This window comes from Prosthecobacter sp., assembly GCF_014879935.1.
GTDB lineage: Bacteria > Verrucomicrobiota > Verrucomicrobiia > Verrucomicrobiales > Verrucomicrobiaceae > Prosthecobacter.
The window spans coordinates 1-17,225 of record NZ_JACSRD010000071.1 but is presented as its reverse complement, the minus strand read 5'-3'; the positions used below and the strand labels follow the sequence as shown (position 1 = coordinate 17,225).

Below are 17,225 nucleotides of genomic sequence, written 5' to 3'. Positions count from 1 at the left end.
TTTCCTCCTCCTTTTCCTCCTCCGGGGGCGGCTCCTCCTTCTTCGGGGGCGGCGGAGGCGGAGGTGGGGGCGGCGGCATGGCGATGCTGACCATCACCATGTCCATCTTCTTTTTGGGAGCCGCCTTGGAGGGCTTGTGATTGAGGTAGAAGTAGCCGCCGCCAGCGAGCGCGAGGCCGCCGAGGAGGATCGTGACGAGGTTGCGCTTGAGGAAGCCGGGCTCGTCTTCGTCTTCGATGTACGTGGGTTTCATGATTGAATGCGCGGGTTTATTTCCGGGCCTGGGTGGCCAGGCCGATGTTGGTGATGCCAAGGCGGCCGACGACATTGAGGACATCCATGATGCCCTGGTATTGCGAGGCACTGTCGCCGCGGATGACGACCGGGAAGTCAGGCGAGCTCGACTTGAGCGATTCCAGCTTGCTCGACAGTTCATCGAGCGTGACCGGGATGGTGTTGAGGAAGATCTTGCCCTCATTGTTCACCGTGATGGCCTGCATCTTCGGCCCCTCGATGGGCTTGGAGGAGGCGGGGCCGCCACGTGGCAGATTCACCTTGATGCCCTGCACGCCGGCCGTCGTCATGATGATGAAGATCAGCAGCAGCACCAGGTAGAGATCCACCATGGGCGTGACGTTGATGTCGTCGTAGCTCTTGTTGTCAGCCTGCATGACGGTGTGTGGTTATTCTTTGTAAAGCTCGGCCATCTTCGCGATGAACTCGTCGATGAAGGTCTCCATGTTGGTGACCACGTCCTTGATGCGTGAGCTGAGGTAGGAGTAGATGAACAGCGCCGGGATGGCGACGGCCAGGCCTGCAACCGTGGCGAGAAGAGCGCCCGCGATACCTGGAGCAATCGAGTTCACCTCCACCTCGCCACTCTTCGCGATAACCGCGAAGGTGATCATCACCCCGATCACCGTGCCGAGCAGGCCCAGGTAAGGACCGCCCGCGATGCCGATGGTGAGGAAGACGAGCTTGCCATTGAGCTTCTGCACCTCGCGCACCATGCCGCCATGCAGCGCGGCCTTGATCGCCTGGATGGAGCGGCCGGACAATCCGCCCGGGATGACCTTCTTCTCCTCGGCTTCCTCCTTGGGATTGAAGGACACCTTGCGGATGGCCTTCATGCGGCTCTGAATCTCGTCGGAGCCGAGGTGGTAGAGCTGATACAGCGGCGATTTGCGCATGAGCTTCTGCACCTTGTTGCTGACCGTTCCGCCGAGGGTCTTCACGCTCTCCGCATCCTCGGTGTCGATGGCCGTGAGGTCGGAGGAGATTTTCTCCCAGCGCTTGAGGAATTCCTTCGACGCCTTCTCGATCGTGTTGAGATACATCACCTTCCCCACGGCGATGACCCAGCCGACCACCGCCAGAACCGTGCAGAGGAAGATGACGACCCAGCCGTCAAACGTGAGGTCCTTGGAGATGTCCGTGATGAGGGTGAGATGCTTCATGATCTCCCCCTCCTCCTCGTGATCCGAGGCCTCGTCGGAGCCGACCACGGCCAGCTTCGCGGCATCGGCCGTGGTTCCTTGATTGATGGCGGCAAAGTGGATGAATCCGGCCGGACGCGCGGTCTTCGCGATCTGCAACTCGTCGAGTTCGCCGGTGAAGCCGGTCAGGCTGGCCGCAGCGGGCGAGCTGTCCTTGTCGATCTCCACCGGAGTCTTGAGCGAAGGCATGGCTGCGGTGACAGCACCGTACGATTTGCCGTCGAGATAGACCGTGACGGCCCCGGCATCGGCCACAGCAGCGATGTGATGCCAGCCACCGGCCGCCACGGGCGCTCCCGCGCTGCTGCGCTGCTTGTTGACCTCCACAAACGGCACGCCGTTGTCGAGACCGAGGATGAAGGCGTTCGCACCATCACGACGGCTCAGGATGACCGCGTTCGGCTGCAAGGCGCTGGGTTTGACCCACACCGAGACCGTCAAAGGCGCTCCAGGCACCCACTCGGGCAGCGGCGGAGAGGCGACTTTGATCGGTGCCTGGCCGAACACGCGGAGACCACCGCCGATCAGCGATCCTGCGGCTGGCGGAGGCGTGCCTTCCGCATTCGCACCGGTGGCGGAGGAGTCTGTGCCGGCCTTCGATGCGTCGGCGAAGTGATAAACGAGCGCTGTGTTCTCATCGTAGGTTTCCTTGGAAGGATCAGCGGTCACCGCCTCGGTGGTGTTGCCGTAGTAGAGCCAGATCGTGGTGGCTGCGGCGGGTTTGAGGTCAGGCACCTGCACCCAGACGTAGGCTTCATTGAGGAGCGAATCCCACTTCTCCACGTGATGTTTGAGGACCGTCTTGTGGTCATCCGCGGTGAAGCGCAGATCGCTGCCGTCTTCCTTCGAGGACATGAAGCTGAACACGCCCTCATGCAGCCGCACGAGCACGGCGGTGGTGCCGATCGGCTCGGCGATGGCCACGCCTTTGCCGGTGGTGTCGATGTCGATCTTCTTGCGGATCGTCCAGGCAGGATTCCACCAGTTTTTCTCCTCGGCATGCGAGCTGACGACGCCCAAAAGCTGGGCGCTCAAGGCGAGAAACAGGACGGACAGGAAGCGTGGTTTGGGGAGGCGCATTGGCAGATGATGGGGTGCGAAATGGGAGGGTCAGAACTCGACGCCCAGACGGAAGAAGAAGTAGATGTCGTGGGCGATGGCGTTCGGCTGCGTGACCAGAGGCAGGCCCATGTCGAGCGAGCCGGTGATGTGATCGAGATAGCGAAAGCGTGTGCCGAGACCGACGCTGGCGAGGTCGTGCGTGCGCTCCTCGCCGGGCAGCGTGGAATTCACGAAGAGCTTGCCGCCATCGATGAAGCCATAGACGCGCCATTCGTTCTCCTTGTCCTTGGGACCACCGCCGATGAAGGACGGGCTGCGCAATTCGAGGGAGCCGAACATGCCGGAATCACCGAGCTGGGTCGCCACGAGGTAACCGCGCACGGTGTTCTGACCGCCGCCGGCGATCTGCTCGGTGTTGATCAGCGGTTGAGGCGCTGCCTGGCCCTGGATGCGCGTGTAAAGCTGCAAACCGCCCGGCAGATCGTGCGTGTGCGACAGATCACCACGCAAGTAGAAGAAATTATCCTTCGCATTGAAGCGCCGCGCGGCGAACTGCGCCTGCGAGTCGCCCATGCCGCTGAAATGAAACACCAGCGCGGCATTGAACTCGGTGAAGGACCGCTCAGCCACTTTCCCAGCCGAATACGACAACGTGAAGGGATAATAGGTGATCGGAGAGGAGACCACCGCGCCCGCCGCGTTCACGTCCTGGACGAAGTCCTTGTAGTCCATGCCGAAACTCAGCGAGTGGAAGAAGCCGGACTCCGCAGGCAGCGTCTTCATCAGGCGGAAGCCGTAGATGTTGCCCTTCCCGATGACCGTTCCGCCGCCAAGAGTGGAGATGCTGCTGTCCTGCAATGCTCCCGTCAGCATGACGTTCAATCCGTCCACGCTCTCAACCGGGAACATGTAATAGCCCGAGTAAACCGTGCCATCGGAGGCCTTTTCCGGCGCCACCTGGAAGCTGAGGCCCATCGTATGACCGAGCTGCCACAGATTGCTGTAGCTGATCGATCCATTGAGCCGCAGCGGCACCGTGTTGGCGTTGTGCTGGTTGTTCAGTTCCAGGCTGCCATGCAGCGGCAGCTTGTCCTCCACGTTCAGATCGATGTCCACGGTGCCGGGAACCACGCCCGCCTTCAGCTCCGGCGTGATCTTGCGGTCACGCCAGCGGTTGAGCGCCATGATGTCCTTCGTGACCTCGTTGAAATTCGGCACCGTGCCCTCCGCCATGGAGGGCGCGCGCTCCTTGATCTTGCTGGGCAGGAAATAGCGCGAGCCATTCACGCGGAGACGGCCCACCGTGGCCTCGACGACATTGAAATAGATCACACCGCGTGCGCCTGTCTGCTGCGGCAGCTCGACATAGACCGTCTGGTAGCCCTGGGCCTTGTAGGCCTTCTCGAGCGCGAGCCTGGCCTGCTCGATGTCGTTCTCAGACCGGCCCGGGCCCATGAAAGGATACACCGCTTCCTCAATGTCCACCGCTTTGAGGATGTGATTCCCACGCACGCGATACTCGCGGATGTACAAGCTGCCGAGCTGTGACACAGCGGTCACCGGCTGTGCTTCGGCGCCTGCCGCAGGCGGTGTCTGGCCCATCGCGGGGCCTGCGACACCCAGAAGAAACGCCATCTTTCCACACAGACGCCAGAAGGACCGTCTGGGTGCTTCAAATGGGGTTTGTGGGCGCTGATTGCGAGTCCGCAGAAGCATGTGATGAAGCGAAGTGAGAGTGCGTCTCTCTTCCCTTCCGGCCCCATGCCCTCAAGTCACACGATGTGACGAATCCGTGACGCCTGCGCACGTCAGCAGCATCACCGCAGGCTTTTTTGCAACGAGTTCGTTGCACTGCCGCCACATCACCCGCGGCACAGGCTGCTCAATTCGTTCATTTGGCATACTGCTGCGCGGACGCCTCGATGAGGCCCTGCTGCTGCGCACTGATCAATGCGTCGCCGCCATAAAGGGACGAAAACGCCTCATCGCTGTCGCGCTTGGCCTTGAGCCAGCGGCGATAGTAGTCACCTGGCGAGACTGAAGCCATGCCAGCCGAGGCAGACGAGTAGAAGTTGCCGCGAGCTCCGTCATCATCGGCGGCCACAGCCTCAGCGAAGTCATTCCGCATGCGGTTCAATTGCTCCGCTGTCTCCGGATGCAGATTCGGGTCATTCACGGTGGTGGCGAGCTCAGTGGTACCTGCCACTGACTGCCCAGGGGCATTGCCCACGAGGAAAGCAGCCGGAATGTCCGCCACGTTGCTGGCGGTGGTTGAATTCGTGACGGGGGTTGCCGCCAGCGTGGGCGCAGCCGTGACGGCGGCGCTCGCGGCCGGCACCGGCTCCAGCAACTGGACGAGCATGCGTTGGATCTCCGCTGGCTCAGGCACATCCGGTGAGTTCCGGTCCTCCGGCGAGTACTCAGAGAAACTCGGCTTGGATGATTGATCCTGCACGGGAACTCCATCCGTTCTCCGCAGACTGTAGATCTCCCTCAGTTCTCCGGTGACGATGTCCCGGATCGTCGCCTCAGGACAACCGATCGCGCGCAGATTCGCGACGAAACCCGGAAAGTCAGGCGCATCAAGCTGCCGCCAGTGAAGCGGCTCTGATTTCGCCTCCACCTTGACGGCGGGCATCTCCGCCGGAGCAACGGCCGGAGGCACTGAAACGGCCGCAGGGACGGTTGTGACCTGGCTTTGATCCCGCAGCACCCAGAGCCCTCCAGCGAGGAAATTGAGCGCCACTGACAGCGCCAGCCAAAGCGGCCAGAGTCTTGCGAGGCGGTCTGTCAGCAGTGTTTTCATGTGGTTGGGTGTCTCTTTGACAAACGAACTGGTGCTGGCGGTCGCCCGCCAGCACCAGCGTTGATGGTTGCCACCGGATTCGCTCCCTTCAGCAGATGTCATCCGCCTTCAGGCATGATCCCGATGATAGCTGGCCGATCACGGGCCGACGACAGCGCCGTCCGTCTGGCGGCTGACATTCATGCTGCTCAGAGTGATGCCATTGGAACCAAGGGTGCCGGCGTTGGAGAACTGCGTGGCCACAGCGTTCTTGAAGGTGGTCTCGTCCGCGTTCAGCGTGGGGTAGTAAGCGTGCAGGTAGCCCCACAGCGTGTACTGGCCGTTCTGCACGGCAGCGGCAGAGTAGTCGAAGCCTTCGTATTTCAATGCGATGGCACCACTTGTGATCGCCGCGCTGGCATCGGAGAGACCGGCATAGCCGAGGATGATGACTTCCTCACCAGGTCCGATCGCCTCAGTGACGCCATCGGAGTCGTATCCGGTGAAGTTGTTGGAGGTGAGACCGAGGTTGGTCACGAGGGTGCCACCGCTGGAGTAGCCGCCGTTGCCAGCCAGCGTGGAGCCGGTGCCGTCTCCCACAGCCCAGATCTGGGCGCTGTTGAGCGTGCCGCTGCCTGCCGAACCGGTGGTGGAAAGGCCTTTCCACTGCACAACGGGAGTGCCGATGCCGTACTTCGTCTCAGCCATCACGGTGATGCGGGTTCCGGAGCCGTTGTCGCGGCCCATCGGCAGCACCAGGGTGAAATGGTTCGGGTCACCGGTGAACAGGCTCAGCGGCTGCGAGCTGTTGCCATAGACCGCACGGAAGTGCTGGGCAGTGACGTTGGTGAACTGGGCGATGGCGGCGTTGTTGCCATTGGGATCACCCGCATCGACGCGGTTACGCAGGAAGCGGAACGGGATCACGGCCATGTTCTGGTTCGTGAGCGACGCGCTGGCGGCGCTGGTGGACTCCTTGTACACATCCGAGAACGCGATGCGTGGAGTCTTGGTGGTGCTGGCAGCAGCTCCGGCCTGGGTGGTGCCAAGAGTCACGGCATCCACCGTGGCCGCCGGAACGACGGACACCGGAGTGGTGCCCGCGACGGCGATCACGCCGGTGGCCGAACCGGACCAGGAACAGAAGACATAAACATCACCGGTGATGCCGGGGATGCTGCCTTTGAAGGTGGACTGGTTGGCGCTGGAGAGGCTGGAGGCATGGCTGTGGGCGATGCGAACGCTCGGAGCACCGCCCATCATGTTGATGATGGCGTTGTGCGTGCTGCTGCGGAAGGCGGTGGAACCGGTGACCACGATGTCAACGGCGGAGGTCTGCTGGGCCGTGAACAGGGCCAGCGCGATGGCGGAATATTTGAGAAGGGACTTCATGATTTCAGAAAACTTATGGAATGAACGGACAAAGGAATGTCAGGGAATGACGCCTTCGATTCAGGCGACGGAACGACGGCGGCGGCGGAACATCAGGCTGGCAAAGCCGATGCCCGCGAGGAGCATGCGGCTCGGCTCAGGCACTGCTCCGACATCGAAGGAGACCACACCGGCGCTGCTGATCGAGAAGGTGCCTTCATAGGAACCGACGCCGATGGTGCCAGTGGGTGTGGCTCCAGTGTTCAGGTGCAGGATGCGGTAGAGATCCAGACCGGTCGCATCAATGCCGCTGGCAGATGATGCTTCAATCGAGGTGCCGACCGCGAAGTAGTTGCTGTTGATCTGCTCGGTCCAGCCGCCCAGCGTGCTCGAAGCCAGGCTGACAGCCTCGGCGGAACCGAGACCATTGTCCGCCGTGCCGGAGAACAAACCGTTGATGGCATTGATCGCATTGGCCGTGTTGCCACGAGCCGTGCCACTGGTGAGTTCCGGAACCGCGCCGCCCTCTGCCACGGAGACGTAGTTCGTACGGCCGGGATCGCCGCCTGCATTGGTGGCGGCACCAGACCCGGTGTTGGAGTTGCTGCGCACACCCACGATGCTCCAGGACAGATCCGAGCGATCCGCCCAGTTGGCACCGTAGAGCGACGTGAGCTCCGCCCCGACATCCACCACGGAGGAGATGCTGGAGGTGGCGTCACGGAAGGTGGTGGCGTTGCCGCCATTGGTGACAGTGTCACCTGCACGGACGACGAGGTCCGTGCCTGCTCCCTGACCGCCAGTGACGCGGAAGCCGATGAGCAAGTCACCGAATGTGATGGTGGCGGCGTTCGCGGGGAAGGCTGCCACGGACATCCCAGCCACGACGAGCATGGTGAGAAGGTGTTTGGTTTTGATCTGCATGTGTTTGGTGTGGTGTCGGTTGTTTGAGTGAATGATCGCGCTGAGGAGATTCAGAACCATCATCGCCATTGACCGGCGAAGCTGCGGTAGCTGGAAGGCACGTGAGCCGCCAACGCTCGGTGGTTACGATTTGGACACGCCTCGAACCCCTCGTGCCCATGACTCGCGCGCACGGCTTCACGACGTGCGGAGACAGGATTCATCGGGTGGTCGGCGGCCATTGGACAAAGAGGGCAGCCGCAGCCTCACGACGAGGCGGCGACGCATGGCCGTTTATCAAGTCTTCCCGCCGGACGAAGCGGTTTGCGGTTAACAATCTGTAACTTTGGCGCCGTTCACGGCCTCTTGGCGGCGAGTTCGCGGCGCAGCACCTCCCGCAGCTCCACGATGCCGTCATGCTCGCGGTAACCGCTGGCGAGATGAACCACCGTGCCGTCCCTGCGCACCACGACAGTGCGTGGGACAAACTTCGAAAAGTAGCGCTGGTAACACTCCTGCTGCGGATCCGCCGCCATCGGCAGTGCCAGCTTCTTCTCACCGGCCATCGTGACCACTTCCTCACGCGTGTGGCCGCGTGCGATGCAGAGAATGGCCAGATCATCCCGCCTGCCCAGCTTTTGAAGCACCTCAGTCTCCAGATAGCGCATCTCCGTGAAGCTGAAGGGCACGCTGCTGGCGAAGAAGTAGAGCACCACGACCTTGCCACGCATGGCAGAAAGCTTGAACTCCCTGCCATCCATCATCCGGCAGGCGAAATCCGGCGCTGTTTCATGAAGCTTCACCAAGGTGGCGTCCCGCACGGCTTGATCGACTTCCTCCGCAAACACGGCAGATGAAAACAAAACAAGCGCGGTCAGGACAGTGATCAGGCGACGGATTGGCATGGCGGATGGCGAAGAGCGCGGACCTAGGGCCTGCCGGCATGACTTTGTCAAACAACGCTTCCGCCTCAGTTCTGAAGAGGCGGCACGGTCACCGTCGGCGGAGCGACCACCGTTCCCGGGGCCACCACTGCGGGCGCACCGTTCGGCGGCACGGCGGGTGTGAGGGCGGGAAGCGTGCTCGGCGGCAGCCAGAACACGAGGCGGTCAGAAATGCCGCTGGTGCTGGCGATGTTGAGTTCGAGAAGTTGCGGATGACGATGCAGCGCCTGCTCCTCCACCGGCTCGGCCCAGGACGGCACCCACTGCGCGGAATTCGTGTCAAAGGCCCGCCATTCACAGGTGGCGATGTCTTCGAACAGCATGACCTTGAGGCCCTGCTGATCATCCTCCTTGGGCCGGACTTCGAGCATGAGCCGGAGGCCGCCGCCGACGGCGGGTTCGGTGAACAACGTGACGATTTGATCGGGGCGGCCGTCAAAGGGCGAGGAAACGGCGCGCACTTCGAGCGAACTGACGTATTGCACGCCTTCCTGCGTGGTTTTCATGTTCACGGCGCTCCGCGGAGACAGCGTGGCGAAAAGCTGGCGGCCGAAGTGCACGAAGGCCTGCTTTCTGGCATCATGACGTTGCGCACGGCGCACGTCGTCGGCCAGGGTGAGAGTCCCCTGGGCAATGGAGTGCACGCCCGCCATCAGCAAGGCCACGATGAACATGACGATGACGACTTCGAGCAAGGTGAAGCCTTGAGGGCGATGCTTGTGCGCGAGGTGTCTCATGGCATCACCGTCCCTGCGATTGGAACAGCGGCGGGAAAACCCATGTCTCCGCCACGGCCTGCTGTGCTTCGGTGCCTTCCCGCCACTCGGCCATGACACGAACGGCGAAAAGCCCCTGCAACTCCGCACCGTCACGGTTTGCCAGCCCGGTCAGCGGCTTGCGGACGATGGTGAACAACACATCCCCTTCCTCGACCTTCTGAGTGTCGGCCTGCAACGAGGTCGGCATGGGCAGGCGGGTGTTTTCCAGCAGCAGTGATCGCAGCCTCTCACGCACCTCACCCTCACGCCGCATGTTGAGCGTGGTGTTGCCGAGCTGATTGACGGCTTCGACGAGGGCGACGACCGCAAGGCTGAACACCATGAGTGCCAGCAAGGTTTCGAGGAGGGTGAAGCCGCTCTTTTTCAAAAGTACTCCTCCATTTGGGCAAAGCCGCCCGTCAGCGGATCGAGCGTGGCGCTCACCCACGCCGAACCACGCTGCCAGCGGAGTGTGAGAGGCTCGCACAAGCCGCCGGGACGCAGCCACAGACGTTGTTCGTCGGCAGGCTCGAATTCATCGTAGCCGACCCGTTGCACGGTGAGTTTCATCCCGGCGGCCAGCTCTTGAAGCCTGACCTCTTGCTGGCGGGAAGTTTTCAGCGTGCGGGTCATGGCCTCCATCAGCACGCGTTCCGCAGTGCTGGCGGCCTGATGCATCTCATTCTCCTCCGCCATCCGGACCACCGCCCCCGCGCTGATGCCGATGATGAGTGCCGCGATGGCGAGCACCACGATCATCTCCAGCAGGGTGAATGCGGCGGCGCGTTTCATGGCGTCACCAGTTGCCGATGTCGTCCTCGGTGTTTTCCACACCATCCGCACCCAGCGAGAAGACGTCGTAGCCGCCGGGGTTGTGCTTGCCCGGGTTGCGATAGGCCAGCTTGCGGCCCCACGGGTCCACCAGCGCATCGGCCTTCACCTGCGCGCTCCAGCGACGCGGGCGCGGCTCGGCGGTGGGGCGTGTCACGAGGGCCTCCAGGCCCTGCTGCTGCGTGGGATAGGTCAGATTGGCGATCTTGTAGGAGGTGAGCGCTGTTTCGAGCGCCTTGATCTTGCCGCCGGTGGTGACGGTCTGCGCATTGCCTTCGATCCCCTGCACCATGACGGCGACGCTGCCGATGATGAGTGCGATGATGAGCAGGACGACCATCATTTCGAGGAGGGTGAACGCCTGGCGGGCGGAGTGGTGCGTGCGGATGTGTTTCATGGTGGTGGAAATCAACGGTTGAGCTGGCTGAGGGTGGAAAAGACAATGTTGATCATGCTCCAGACGAGGCTGCCGACAAGGGCGGCCATCAACAGGAGCAGCACGGGCTGGATGAGCGCCGTGACGCGTTCGATGACGCGGGAAAGCTGCGTGTCCATGCGCGTGGCCGCCTTTCCGAGCACCTCGGCGAGGTGGCCTGTGTCCTCGCCGATGCGGATGACATCCACGGCCTGGGATTCGAGCGCGCCGGTCTTGCGCATGGCATTGGACAGGGAGCCGCCGTCCCTCACCATCGCCTCCGCCTGGGTCAAGGCATGGCGCAGATGCACGTTTTTGACCGCGCGGCGCACCAGTTCGAGCGCCGGCAGCAATGGAACCCCGCCGCGCAACAGACTGCCGAGCGTCTCGAAGAACTGCAGCTCAAAGCGTGCGCGGCTGACATCACGGATGCCCGGAATGCCGATGAGGAGACGGTGCCACTGCCTTTGAAAAGCAGGCGTCTTCCAGACGGCGAACAGAACGAGCACCAGCACGCCCAGAAGGATCAGGATGAGCCACCACCAGTTCCGCAGCACGTCCGACAGCCCGAGACTGAAGCGGATGACCAGCGGCGGCTGTTTGCCAGTGCCGGTGAGGAGCGTCGCCAGCTTCGGCAGCAAGTAGGTGACCATGATGATGGCCAGCGCTCCGCCGGAGACGATGAGGAAGGCGGGATAAATCAACGCGCCGGTAACTTTGGCCTGAACGGACTCCATCAGCCGCAGATGGCGGGCCTGACGGTCCATGATTTCATCCAATGCGCCGCTGTTCTCACCTGCGGCGATCATGTTGCAATACAACTCGTCGAAGGTGCTCGATGCCTGACGCAGCGCGGCGGAAAGAGGCACGCCATCACGCACGCGGTCACGCACTTGCTTTGCCAGCGTTCCCAGCTTCGAAGCGCTGCGGTTCTCCATCGCCTGCAAAGCCTGCTCCACCTGCAAACCGGAGGCGAGGAGGTCCCCCATGTCCTCGGTGAAGCGGATCACGTCCGCCTTCGTCAGGCGCAGCGTGGTGTCAGCCGCGGCCTCGACCTTCTTTCCCTGCTCCGCCGACTGTGACTGGATCGAACGTGCCTGCAAACCACGCCGTGCGAGCAAACGCACGGCGTCACCGCGGTCCGCGGCCTCGATGGAGCCGGATTTGACCGATCCGTCGGCGGAAAGCGCTTGGTAGGCGAACGCGGGCATCACTCGACCTCCTCACTGGTCACACGGGAAACTTCATCGAGCGTGGTGACGCCATCCAGGGCCTTCTGCAGGCCGTATTCGCGCATGGTGGTGAATCCGTCCTTTCGCGCCTGGGTTTGCAGCTCGGCATCCATCGCCCGCTGGGAGACGAGCGTCTGCATCGCCGGAGTCATTATGGCGATCTCGTAAAGAGCGACGCGTCCGGAGTAGCCGGTGCCACGGCACTGCTGGCAGCCGCCCGCCGTGGCCTGGAACAGCTTTTTCCCCTTCGCCTCCATGAAGCCGAGCTTGGCGAGGTCCGCGTTCGTGTACTTGGCAGGCGTCTTGCAACTGCCGCACAGGCAGCGCACGAGACGTTGGGCGAGGAATGCGCGAACGGAGGAGCTGACGAGGAAGGGCTTCACCCCCATTTCGATCAAACGGGTGATGCCGCCGATGGCGTCGTTGGTGTGAAGCGTCGAAAACACAAGGTGGCCTGTCAACGAGGCCCGGACCGCGATCTCCGCCGTCTCCAGATCGCGAATTTCCCCCACCATGACCACATTCGGATCGCCACGCAGGATGCTGCGCAGGCCGCTGGCGAAGGTGAGCCCGATTTCCGACTTCACCGCGATCTGGACCACGCCGGGCAGCTTGTTTTCGACCGGGTCTTCGATCGTGACGATGCGGCGGTGGATGCTGTTGAGCTGCGAAAGGAAGGTGTAGAGCGTGGTGGATTTCCCGGAACCGGTCGGACCGGTGACCAGCACGATGCCGTTCGGCTTCGCGAGCAGGTTTTCGATCTTTTGCCGGTGCCCCTCGCTCAATCCAAGACGATCCAGGGTGAAGCGTTCCTGCCCGAGGAGACGCAAGCTCATTGATTCGCCTTCCACACTCGGAATGCAGGCCACGCGCACGTCGATGGATTGACCCTCGGCCTTCAAATGGATGCGTCCGTCCTGCGGCAGGCGCTTCTCGGCGATGTCGAGCTTGCTCATCACCTTGATGCGCGCAATCACCGCCGCCTGGAGCTGTTTGATGTTCTCCGGGACGGGAATCTCATGCAGGAAGCCGTCGATCCGGTAGCGGATGCGCAGGCTGTCCGGCTGCGGCTCGACGTGGATGTCCGTGGCTTTCTGCGCCAGCGCCTCGCGGATGATCTGATTGACGAATTTCACCACGGAGGCGTCCTCGTCCTCGCCATCGATGATGTTCGCCTCATCGCGAAGGTGCAGATCGTCCGCGGAACCACCGCGCGAGGCGATGAGGGCGTCGAAAGTGTCGGCGCCGACTCCGTAGAGTTGCTGGATGGCATTAAGCAGCTCCGTTCGCGGCGTGAGACACCAGCGGACGGGGAGTTCTGAGTGTCTGGCCACCGCCTGGCGGGCCAGGAGGTCGCAGGGATCATGGCAGACCAGCACGAGCTTGTGCGGCGCGGTGCTCTCCCCCGCGCGATCAAAGCCCACGGGAAACACCTGGTGCCGCACGGCGAAACGGGCCGGAATCATGCGCTTGAGCTCCGCCATGTCGTCCGGTTCCGGCTGCGGCGTCTCGATCCAGCTCCAGCCGAGTTGTCCGGCCAGATCCTTGGTGAAAGCGCGTTCATCGACCGCACCATTCTCGATCAAGGCGAGCACAGGCGAGATGCCTCCGGCCGCCGCCATGCTGCTGGCCGCCTCCAGATCTGCCTCGGCCACACCGACGGAACGTGCGCTGTTTGCGAGGATGGAAGTCATGACCATGGAACAAAGTTGCAAGTGGAGCGGCTCAATTCAACCTCCCAAACTTCACAACCGGCGACGTTACAGCAGCAATTGGTTGCGAAATTGTGGCTTGAGGACGCCGGCCGTGATGCTTGTTCATCTCTGGTGAAACGTTGATTCAAGCCGTGCGCTTCGTAGCGCGAGCGATACGGTTTCCATATATTGCTTCAAGAATTATTTCAAAAAATCTGCTTCCGGTGCTCTCTCAGTGTAATATCCTCGCTTCATGACCGGCCCCATCCATCCAGCATCACCGAAAGGCTCCGTCCTGCTCGTGGTGCTTTGCGTGGTGGCGTTGCTGTCGTTTCTGATCGTGAACACGGCTTTTGTCACCAACCAGCATGGCGAGACCCAGGCCGCGCGTCTCGGTCTGATGCGTGCGCATGAGCTGGCGGAGATGGGGGTGGCGGTGGCGGTGCATCCGATGATCAAGGCCGCCGATCCGCTGCTGCGGCGGAAGGTTTCAGAGATCGAGCGTTTTGAAGCCCGTCTGACGACCGCTGAATCGAAGCTGAACCTCAACAAACTGCTGGCCGAGCAGCAGACGCTGGTGCTGGAGCGTGTGTTTGAGGCCTGGGGGCTTTCCATCGCCGATGCGCAGGGCCTTGCCGCCATCTTGATCGACTGGACGGATGCCGATGACGTCAAACGCCGCCCCGACAGCGCGGAGAAGCTCGACTATCAGCAAATGAGGCCGGCCGTCGTGCCGCTGAACCGGCTTTTCAACTCGCTGGACGAGGTTGGACAGGTGCCGCGCATGGCCGAACTGGCGGCGACGATGCCCGACTGGCGCAAATGGTTCACTTTGAGAAGCAGCGGCCAGCTAGACCTGAACGCGGCCGAAGCGCCCGTCATCGCGGCCGTGACCGGTGCCATGCCGACGCAGGCGGAGCGGCTCGTCGAACAACGCAACGGCCTGGACCAGATCCGCGACACCGAGGACGACACGCCGCTCCAATCGTTGGACGAGGCACGTGCCCTGCTCGGGGTGGGCGATGGTGACTGGACGCCGGTGCAGCCACTGCTGACCTTGCAGGGACCAACGCGCCAGGTGACAAGCGTGGGCTTCGCCGCTGAATCCACCTATGTGATCGAGGTGGTGACCAGCGGCGGCCAGGGCGGATCACAGATCGCCGAATGGGTGGAACTGCCGGGTGAACTCCCACGCGAGGAGGTGCCGGAGTCATGAGCAAGCCGTCCCGCAACACGGTGCTGTGCTTCCCCGGCGAGATGGAGCGCGAGTTCTGGTCCTGCAATCCGGAAGGAGTGTGGAAACAAGAGACCCATGCCTCCGGCGGCGTCATGGGGATCGAATCGATCCTTTTCGACAGCGCACCGTTTTGGAGTGCCGGCATTGACGAATCGCAGGACACCGCCGTGGCGTTGCGTTGGGAAGCGCTGGGTCTTTCGGCCGAAGGCGACAGCCGCACGTGGATGCACTGGCCTGTCACGAAGCAGGACCAGCGTCTCCTCGTCGCAACGGTCGGCTTCTCGCCTGAAGCAGGCGAACCTGCGCTGAATTCCTTCCATGGGGAGACTTTCGAGCCCTCGGCTCTGATGCTGCCGCTTCCTGCGAACGGCATCGCCATCTGGACCGAGCTCGGGCGCCACATCGTTGCCTTGACGCGCGGGCCTGAGCTGCTGCACCTCACCGCCCTGGCCTCACGCCAGCTCGACGCGGATGCGGCGCTGGAGATCCGCGACCTGTTCGCCGCGCTGCAAGTCCATGGTTTTGCCCAGGAGGTGTCTTCCATCCGCGTCTGGACGCATTGTGAGACGGATTTCGTGCCGCAACTGGCCTGCGTGTTCACCGAGGCATCGGTGCTCAAGGAGCCGCGGCCCAGCCCCCGGCTGCCGAAGCGGCGTTCGCACCTCCTTCCCTCCAGCGTGGCGCAGCGGAGACGCGGCGACCGGCAGAAACAACGGCAGATGATGCTGCTGGCCGCTCTGGCGCTGGTTTTCCTCAGCTTTTTCGGCGCCTGGTGGGGACGACTGGCCTGGCGTGACTCGCGCGTGCAGCAAGCCGAGGCCAAACTGGAGGCAGTGCAGCCGCAAATCGCCCAGGTCCGCGAGGCGCAGTCGCGCTGGCTGGATCTGGAGGCGGCCTTGAATCCTGATTTGTATCCTGTGGAGCTTTTCCACCAGATCGTGACGCTGCTGCCGGAAAAGGGCGTGCGTCTGCGCGAGTTCCAGGTGGATGACACGCGGCTGATCATCAAAGGCGAAGCCACGAGCGTGAACCACGCGCTCGGCTTCCGCGACCGGCTGGCATCGTCGGCTGCTTTGAGCCGGTATGACTGGACCGTGCCCGTCCCGGCGATCCGGGAGGACAATCGCGCAGAATTCACCGCAGAAGGAAAATCCAACGGGGAGGTGCCGCATGAAAGCCAGTGAACGGCGCATGCTGATCGTGCTGGGAGCCGTGGCCGCGCTGTGCGGCGGGGCCATTCTTTCCCAGCGGCTGCTGCAGATGCAGCATGGCGTGGAACGGAAGGAAAACGGCCTGCGCCTGCGCCAGATGGAAGCGGATGCGCTGCTGGCAGAGGCTGATTTGTGGCAGCAAAGGCTCGCGTGGCTGGATGCCAGCCAGCCTGAGATGGCGAGCGAGAATCAAGCGAGCGAATCACTGCTGGACGCCTTGCTCAAATCAGCGGCCAAGCACTCGCTCACCGTTCAGAAACAGCAGTTGCACGAGTCTGTGGCAGGGGCGTTCCATCACGACGTCGGCGTGACCTTGACGGTGCGCGGAACATTCTCCTCTGTGTTTCGTTGGATGCACGAAATCCAGTCGCCCGATGCCTTTTGCTCGGTGCCCCAGTTGCAAATGACCGCCGACAACGCTGATCCGGCCCTGGTGGTCGCCAAAGTGCGCTTCCGCCGCCTGATGGTGCCTGCGCATGCCAAATCTCAGGAAGAAACGAGTTCATGAAGCGAGTGCTGCTGATTCTGATGCTAGGCCTGCGCTGCGTGGGCGCCCAGGACACCTTCCAGGTGCCCGAGCGCTATGACGCCAAGCGCTACGAGGCCGACTGGGCGCGGAATCCCTTCACACTTGAGACAGCCCCCGTCGCGGCACCGGACAATCCCTTTGCCAAGGATCTGGCGGTGGCCTCCTGCTACGGTGACAAGGCCAATCCCACCGTGGTGATCGTGAACACCAAGACGCGGGAGCGTTTCCCGCTGCGGAAAGGGACGGAATCCAAGCAAGGGTGGAGGCTGGGGGAGGTTCAGCTCGGTGCTTCACGCCAGAACATCACCGCTGAGATCTGGATGGGCAATGAGCGGGCCGTGCTGAACTACGACACGGAATATGTGAAGGCTCTCGCATCCACGGCACCCCCGGGTGCACCAGGTGCCGCAGCGGGCAAACGCCCCGGCGTTCCTGGCCCGGTGCCTGCCGCGCCAGGCACCATCCCCATGCCACGGCAGCCTCAAGACGGCAGGCTGCCGCCCGCAGTTCCCGCGACCACGGGCGTGCCTGGACCACGCGGCGTGCCAAACGCCATCGGGGCGGTCGGTGCTCCCGGGCTGGCTGGGGCGCCAGTGGCACCCGTCACACAGCTATCCAACACAAACACGGCCCCCGCAGCCACCGGAGCGGCCGGTTCACCGCAGTATTCGGACGCGAACTCGATCTCCGTCCCCAGAAGGCGTATCGCGCCCATGCCTCCCATCATGCCGTCAGCGCCGGGGCGCTGATCCTGGCC

General features: G+C 62.8%; 18 protein-coding genes. 4 read left to right on the top strand and 14 right to left on the bottom strand.

Translation table 11 applies throughout. The features are described 5' to 3' along the window. The 14 genes from IAE77_RS03230 to IAE77_RS03165 form a co-directional block, all read right to left on the bottom strand. The coding region (locus IAE77_RS03230; RefSeq protein ID WP_294221727.1) for a hypothetical protein at positions 1-253 on the bottom strand (253 nt) is incomplete at its 3' end. Between the two features lie 16 nt (positions 254-269). Next, complete coding sequence (locus IAE77_RS03225) at positions 270-671, bottom strand: biopolymer transporter ExbD (RefSeq protein WP_294221724.1); 402 nt, start codon at positions 669-671, stop codon at positions 270-272. Positions 672-683: 12 nt separating this feature from the next. Next, the gene (locus IAE77_RS03220; RefSeq protein ID WP_294221721.1) at positions 684-2,576 is read right to left on the bottom strand and encodes a DUF2341 domain-containing protein; all 1,893 of its coding nucleotides are present in this window, start codon (positions 2,574-2,576) and stop codon (positions 684-686) included. 30 nt (positions 2,577-2,606) lie between these two features. Continuing rightward, positions 2,607-4,193, bottom strand: coding sequence for a ShlB/FhaC/HecB family hemolysin secretion/activation protein (locus IAE77_RS03215; RefSeq protein WP_294221718.1), 1,587 nt, complete (start codon positions 4,191-4,193; stop codon positions 2,607-2,609). A gap of 256 nt (positions 4,194-4,449) precedes the next feature. Beyond that, the gene (locus IAE77_RS03210) at positions 4,450-5,364 is read right to left on the bottom strand and encodes a hypothetical protein (protein ID WP_294221715.1); all 915 of its coding nucleotides are present in this window, start codon (positions 5,362-5,364) and stop codon (positions 4,450-4,452) included. Positions 5,365-5,502: 138 nt separating this feature from the next. Further along, positions 5,503-6,735 (bottom strand): hypothetical protein, encoded by a 1,233-nt coding sequence (locus IAE77_RS03205; protein WP_294221710.1) that lies wholly within the window; start codon positions 6,733-6,735, stop codon positions 5,503-5,505. A gap of 60 nt (positions 6,736-6,795) precedes the next feature. Beyond that, positions 6,796-7,638, bottom strand: coding sequence for a PEP-CTERM sorting domain-containing protein (locus IAE77_RS03200; RefSeq protein ID WP_294221707.1), 843 nt, complete (start codon positions 7,636-7,638; stop codon positions 6,796-6,798). Positions 7,639-7,973: 335 nt separating this feature from the next. After that, the gene (locus tag IAE77_RS03195; RefSeq protein WP_294221704.1) at positions 7,974-8,522 is read right to left on the bottom strand and encodes a TlpA disulfide reductase family protein; all 549 of its coding nucleotides are present in this window, start codon (positions 8,520-8,522) and stop codon (positions 7,974-7,976) included. A gap of 65 nt (positions 8,523-8,587) precedes the next feature. Then, on the bottom strand, positions 8,588-9,298 hold the full coding sequence (locus IAE77_RS03190) for a prepilin-type N-terminal cleavage/methylation domain-containing protein (protein ID WP_294221701.1): 711 nt from the start codon (positions 9,296-9,298) through the stop codon (positions 8,588-8,590). 4 nt (positions 9,299-9,302) lie between these two features. Continuing rightward, positions 9,303-9,767 carry a type II secretion system protein gene (locus tag IAE77_RS03185; RefSeq protein ID WP_294221698.1) on the bottom strand — a complete coding sequence of 155 codons (465 nt, stop codon included), beginning with the start codon at positions 9,765-9,767 and terminating at the stop codon, positions 9,303-9,305. Continuing rightward, positions 9,704-10,111, bottom strand: coding sequence for a prepilin-type N-terminal cleavage/methylation domain-containing protein (locus IAE77_RS03180; protein ID WP_294221695.1), 408 nt, complete (start codon positions 10,109-10,111; stop codon positions 9,704-9,706). Before IAE77_RS03180 ends, IAE77_RS03185 begins: the two co-directional genes overlap by 64 nt. Before the next feature lie 4 nt (positions 10,112-10,115). Beyond that, the gene (gspG, locus tag IAE77_RS03175; protein WP_294221693.1) at positions 10,116-10,547 is read right to left on the bottom strand and encodes a type II secretion system major pseudopilin GspG; all 432 of its coding nucleotides are present in this window, start codon (positions 10,545-10,547) and stop codon (positions 10,116-10,118) included. 11 nt (positions 10,548-10,558) lie between these two features. Beyond that, on the bottom strand, positions 10,559-11,776 hold the full coding sequence (locus IAE77_RS03170; protein WP_294221690.1) for a type II secretion system F family protein: 1,218 nt from the start codon (positions 11,774-11,776) through the stop codon (positions 10,559-10,561). Further along, a complete protein-coding gene (locus tag IAE77_RS03165) occupies positions 11,776-13,491 on the bottom strand; it encodes a GspE/PulE family protein (RefSeq protein ID WP_294221687.1) in 1,716 nt (571 codons plus the stop codon). The genes IAE77_RS03170 and IAE77_RS03165 overlap by 1 nt, the downstream gene beginning before the upstream one ends. Positions 13,492-13,744: 253 nt before the next feature. On the opposite strand from IAE77_RS03165, the gene IAE77_RS03160 reads away from it, so the two are divergent. From IAE77_RS03160 to IAE77_RS03145, 4 genes are read left to right on the top strand one after another with little or no spacing between them, the layout of a single operon-like run. Beyond that, positions 13,745-14,707: a type II secretion system protein GspK gene (locus IAE77_RS03160; RefSeq protein WP_294221685.1), complete on the top strand. Its 963-nt coding sequence runs from the start codon at positions 13,745-13,747 to the stop codon at positions 14,705-14,707. Further along, entirely contained in the window at positions 14,704-15,912 is a 1,209-nt protein-coding gene (locus tag IAE77_RS03155) for a hypothetical protein (RefSeq protein ID WP_294221683.1), read from the top strand. The genes IAE77_RS03160 and IAE77_RS03155 overlap by 4 nt, the downstream gene beginning before the upstream one ends. Then, the gene (locus IAE77_RS03150) at positions 15,899-16,447 is read left to right on the top strand and encodes a hypothetical protein (RefSeq protein WP_294221679.1); all 549 of its coding nucleotides are present in this window, start codon (positions 15,899-15,901) and stop codon (positions 16,445-16,447) included. The genes IAE77_RS03155 and IAE77_RS03150 overlap by 14 nt, the downstream gene beginning before the upstream one ends. Further along, complete coding sequence (locus tag IAE77_RS03145; RefSeq protein WP_294221677.1) at positions 16,444-17,217, top strand: hypothetical protein; 774 nt, start codon at positions 16,444-16,446, stop codon at positions 17,215-17,217. The genes IAE77_RS03150 and IAE77_RS03145 overlap by 4 nt, the downstream gene beginning before the upstream one ends. Positions 17,218-17,225 lie beyond the last annotated feature (8 nt).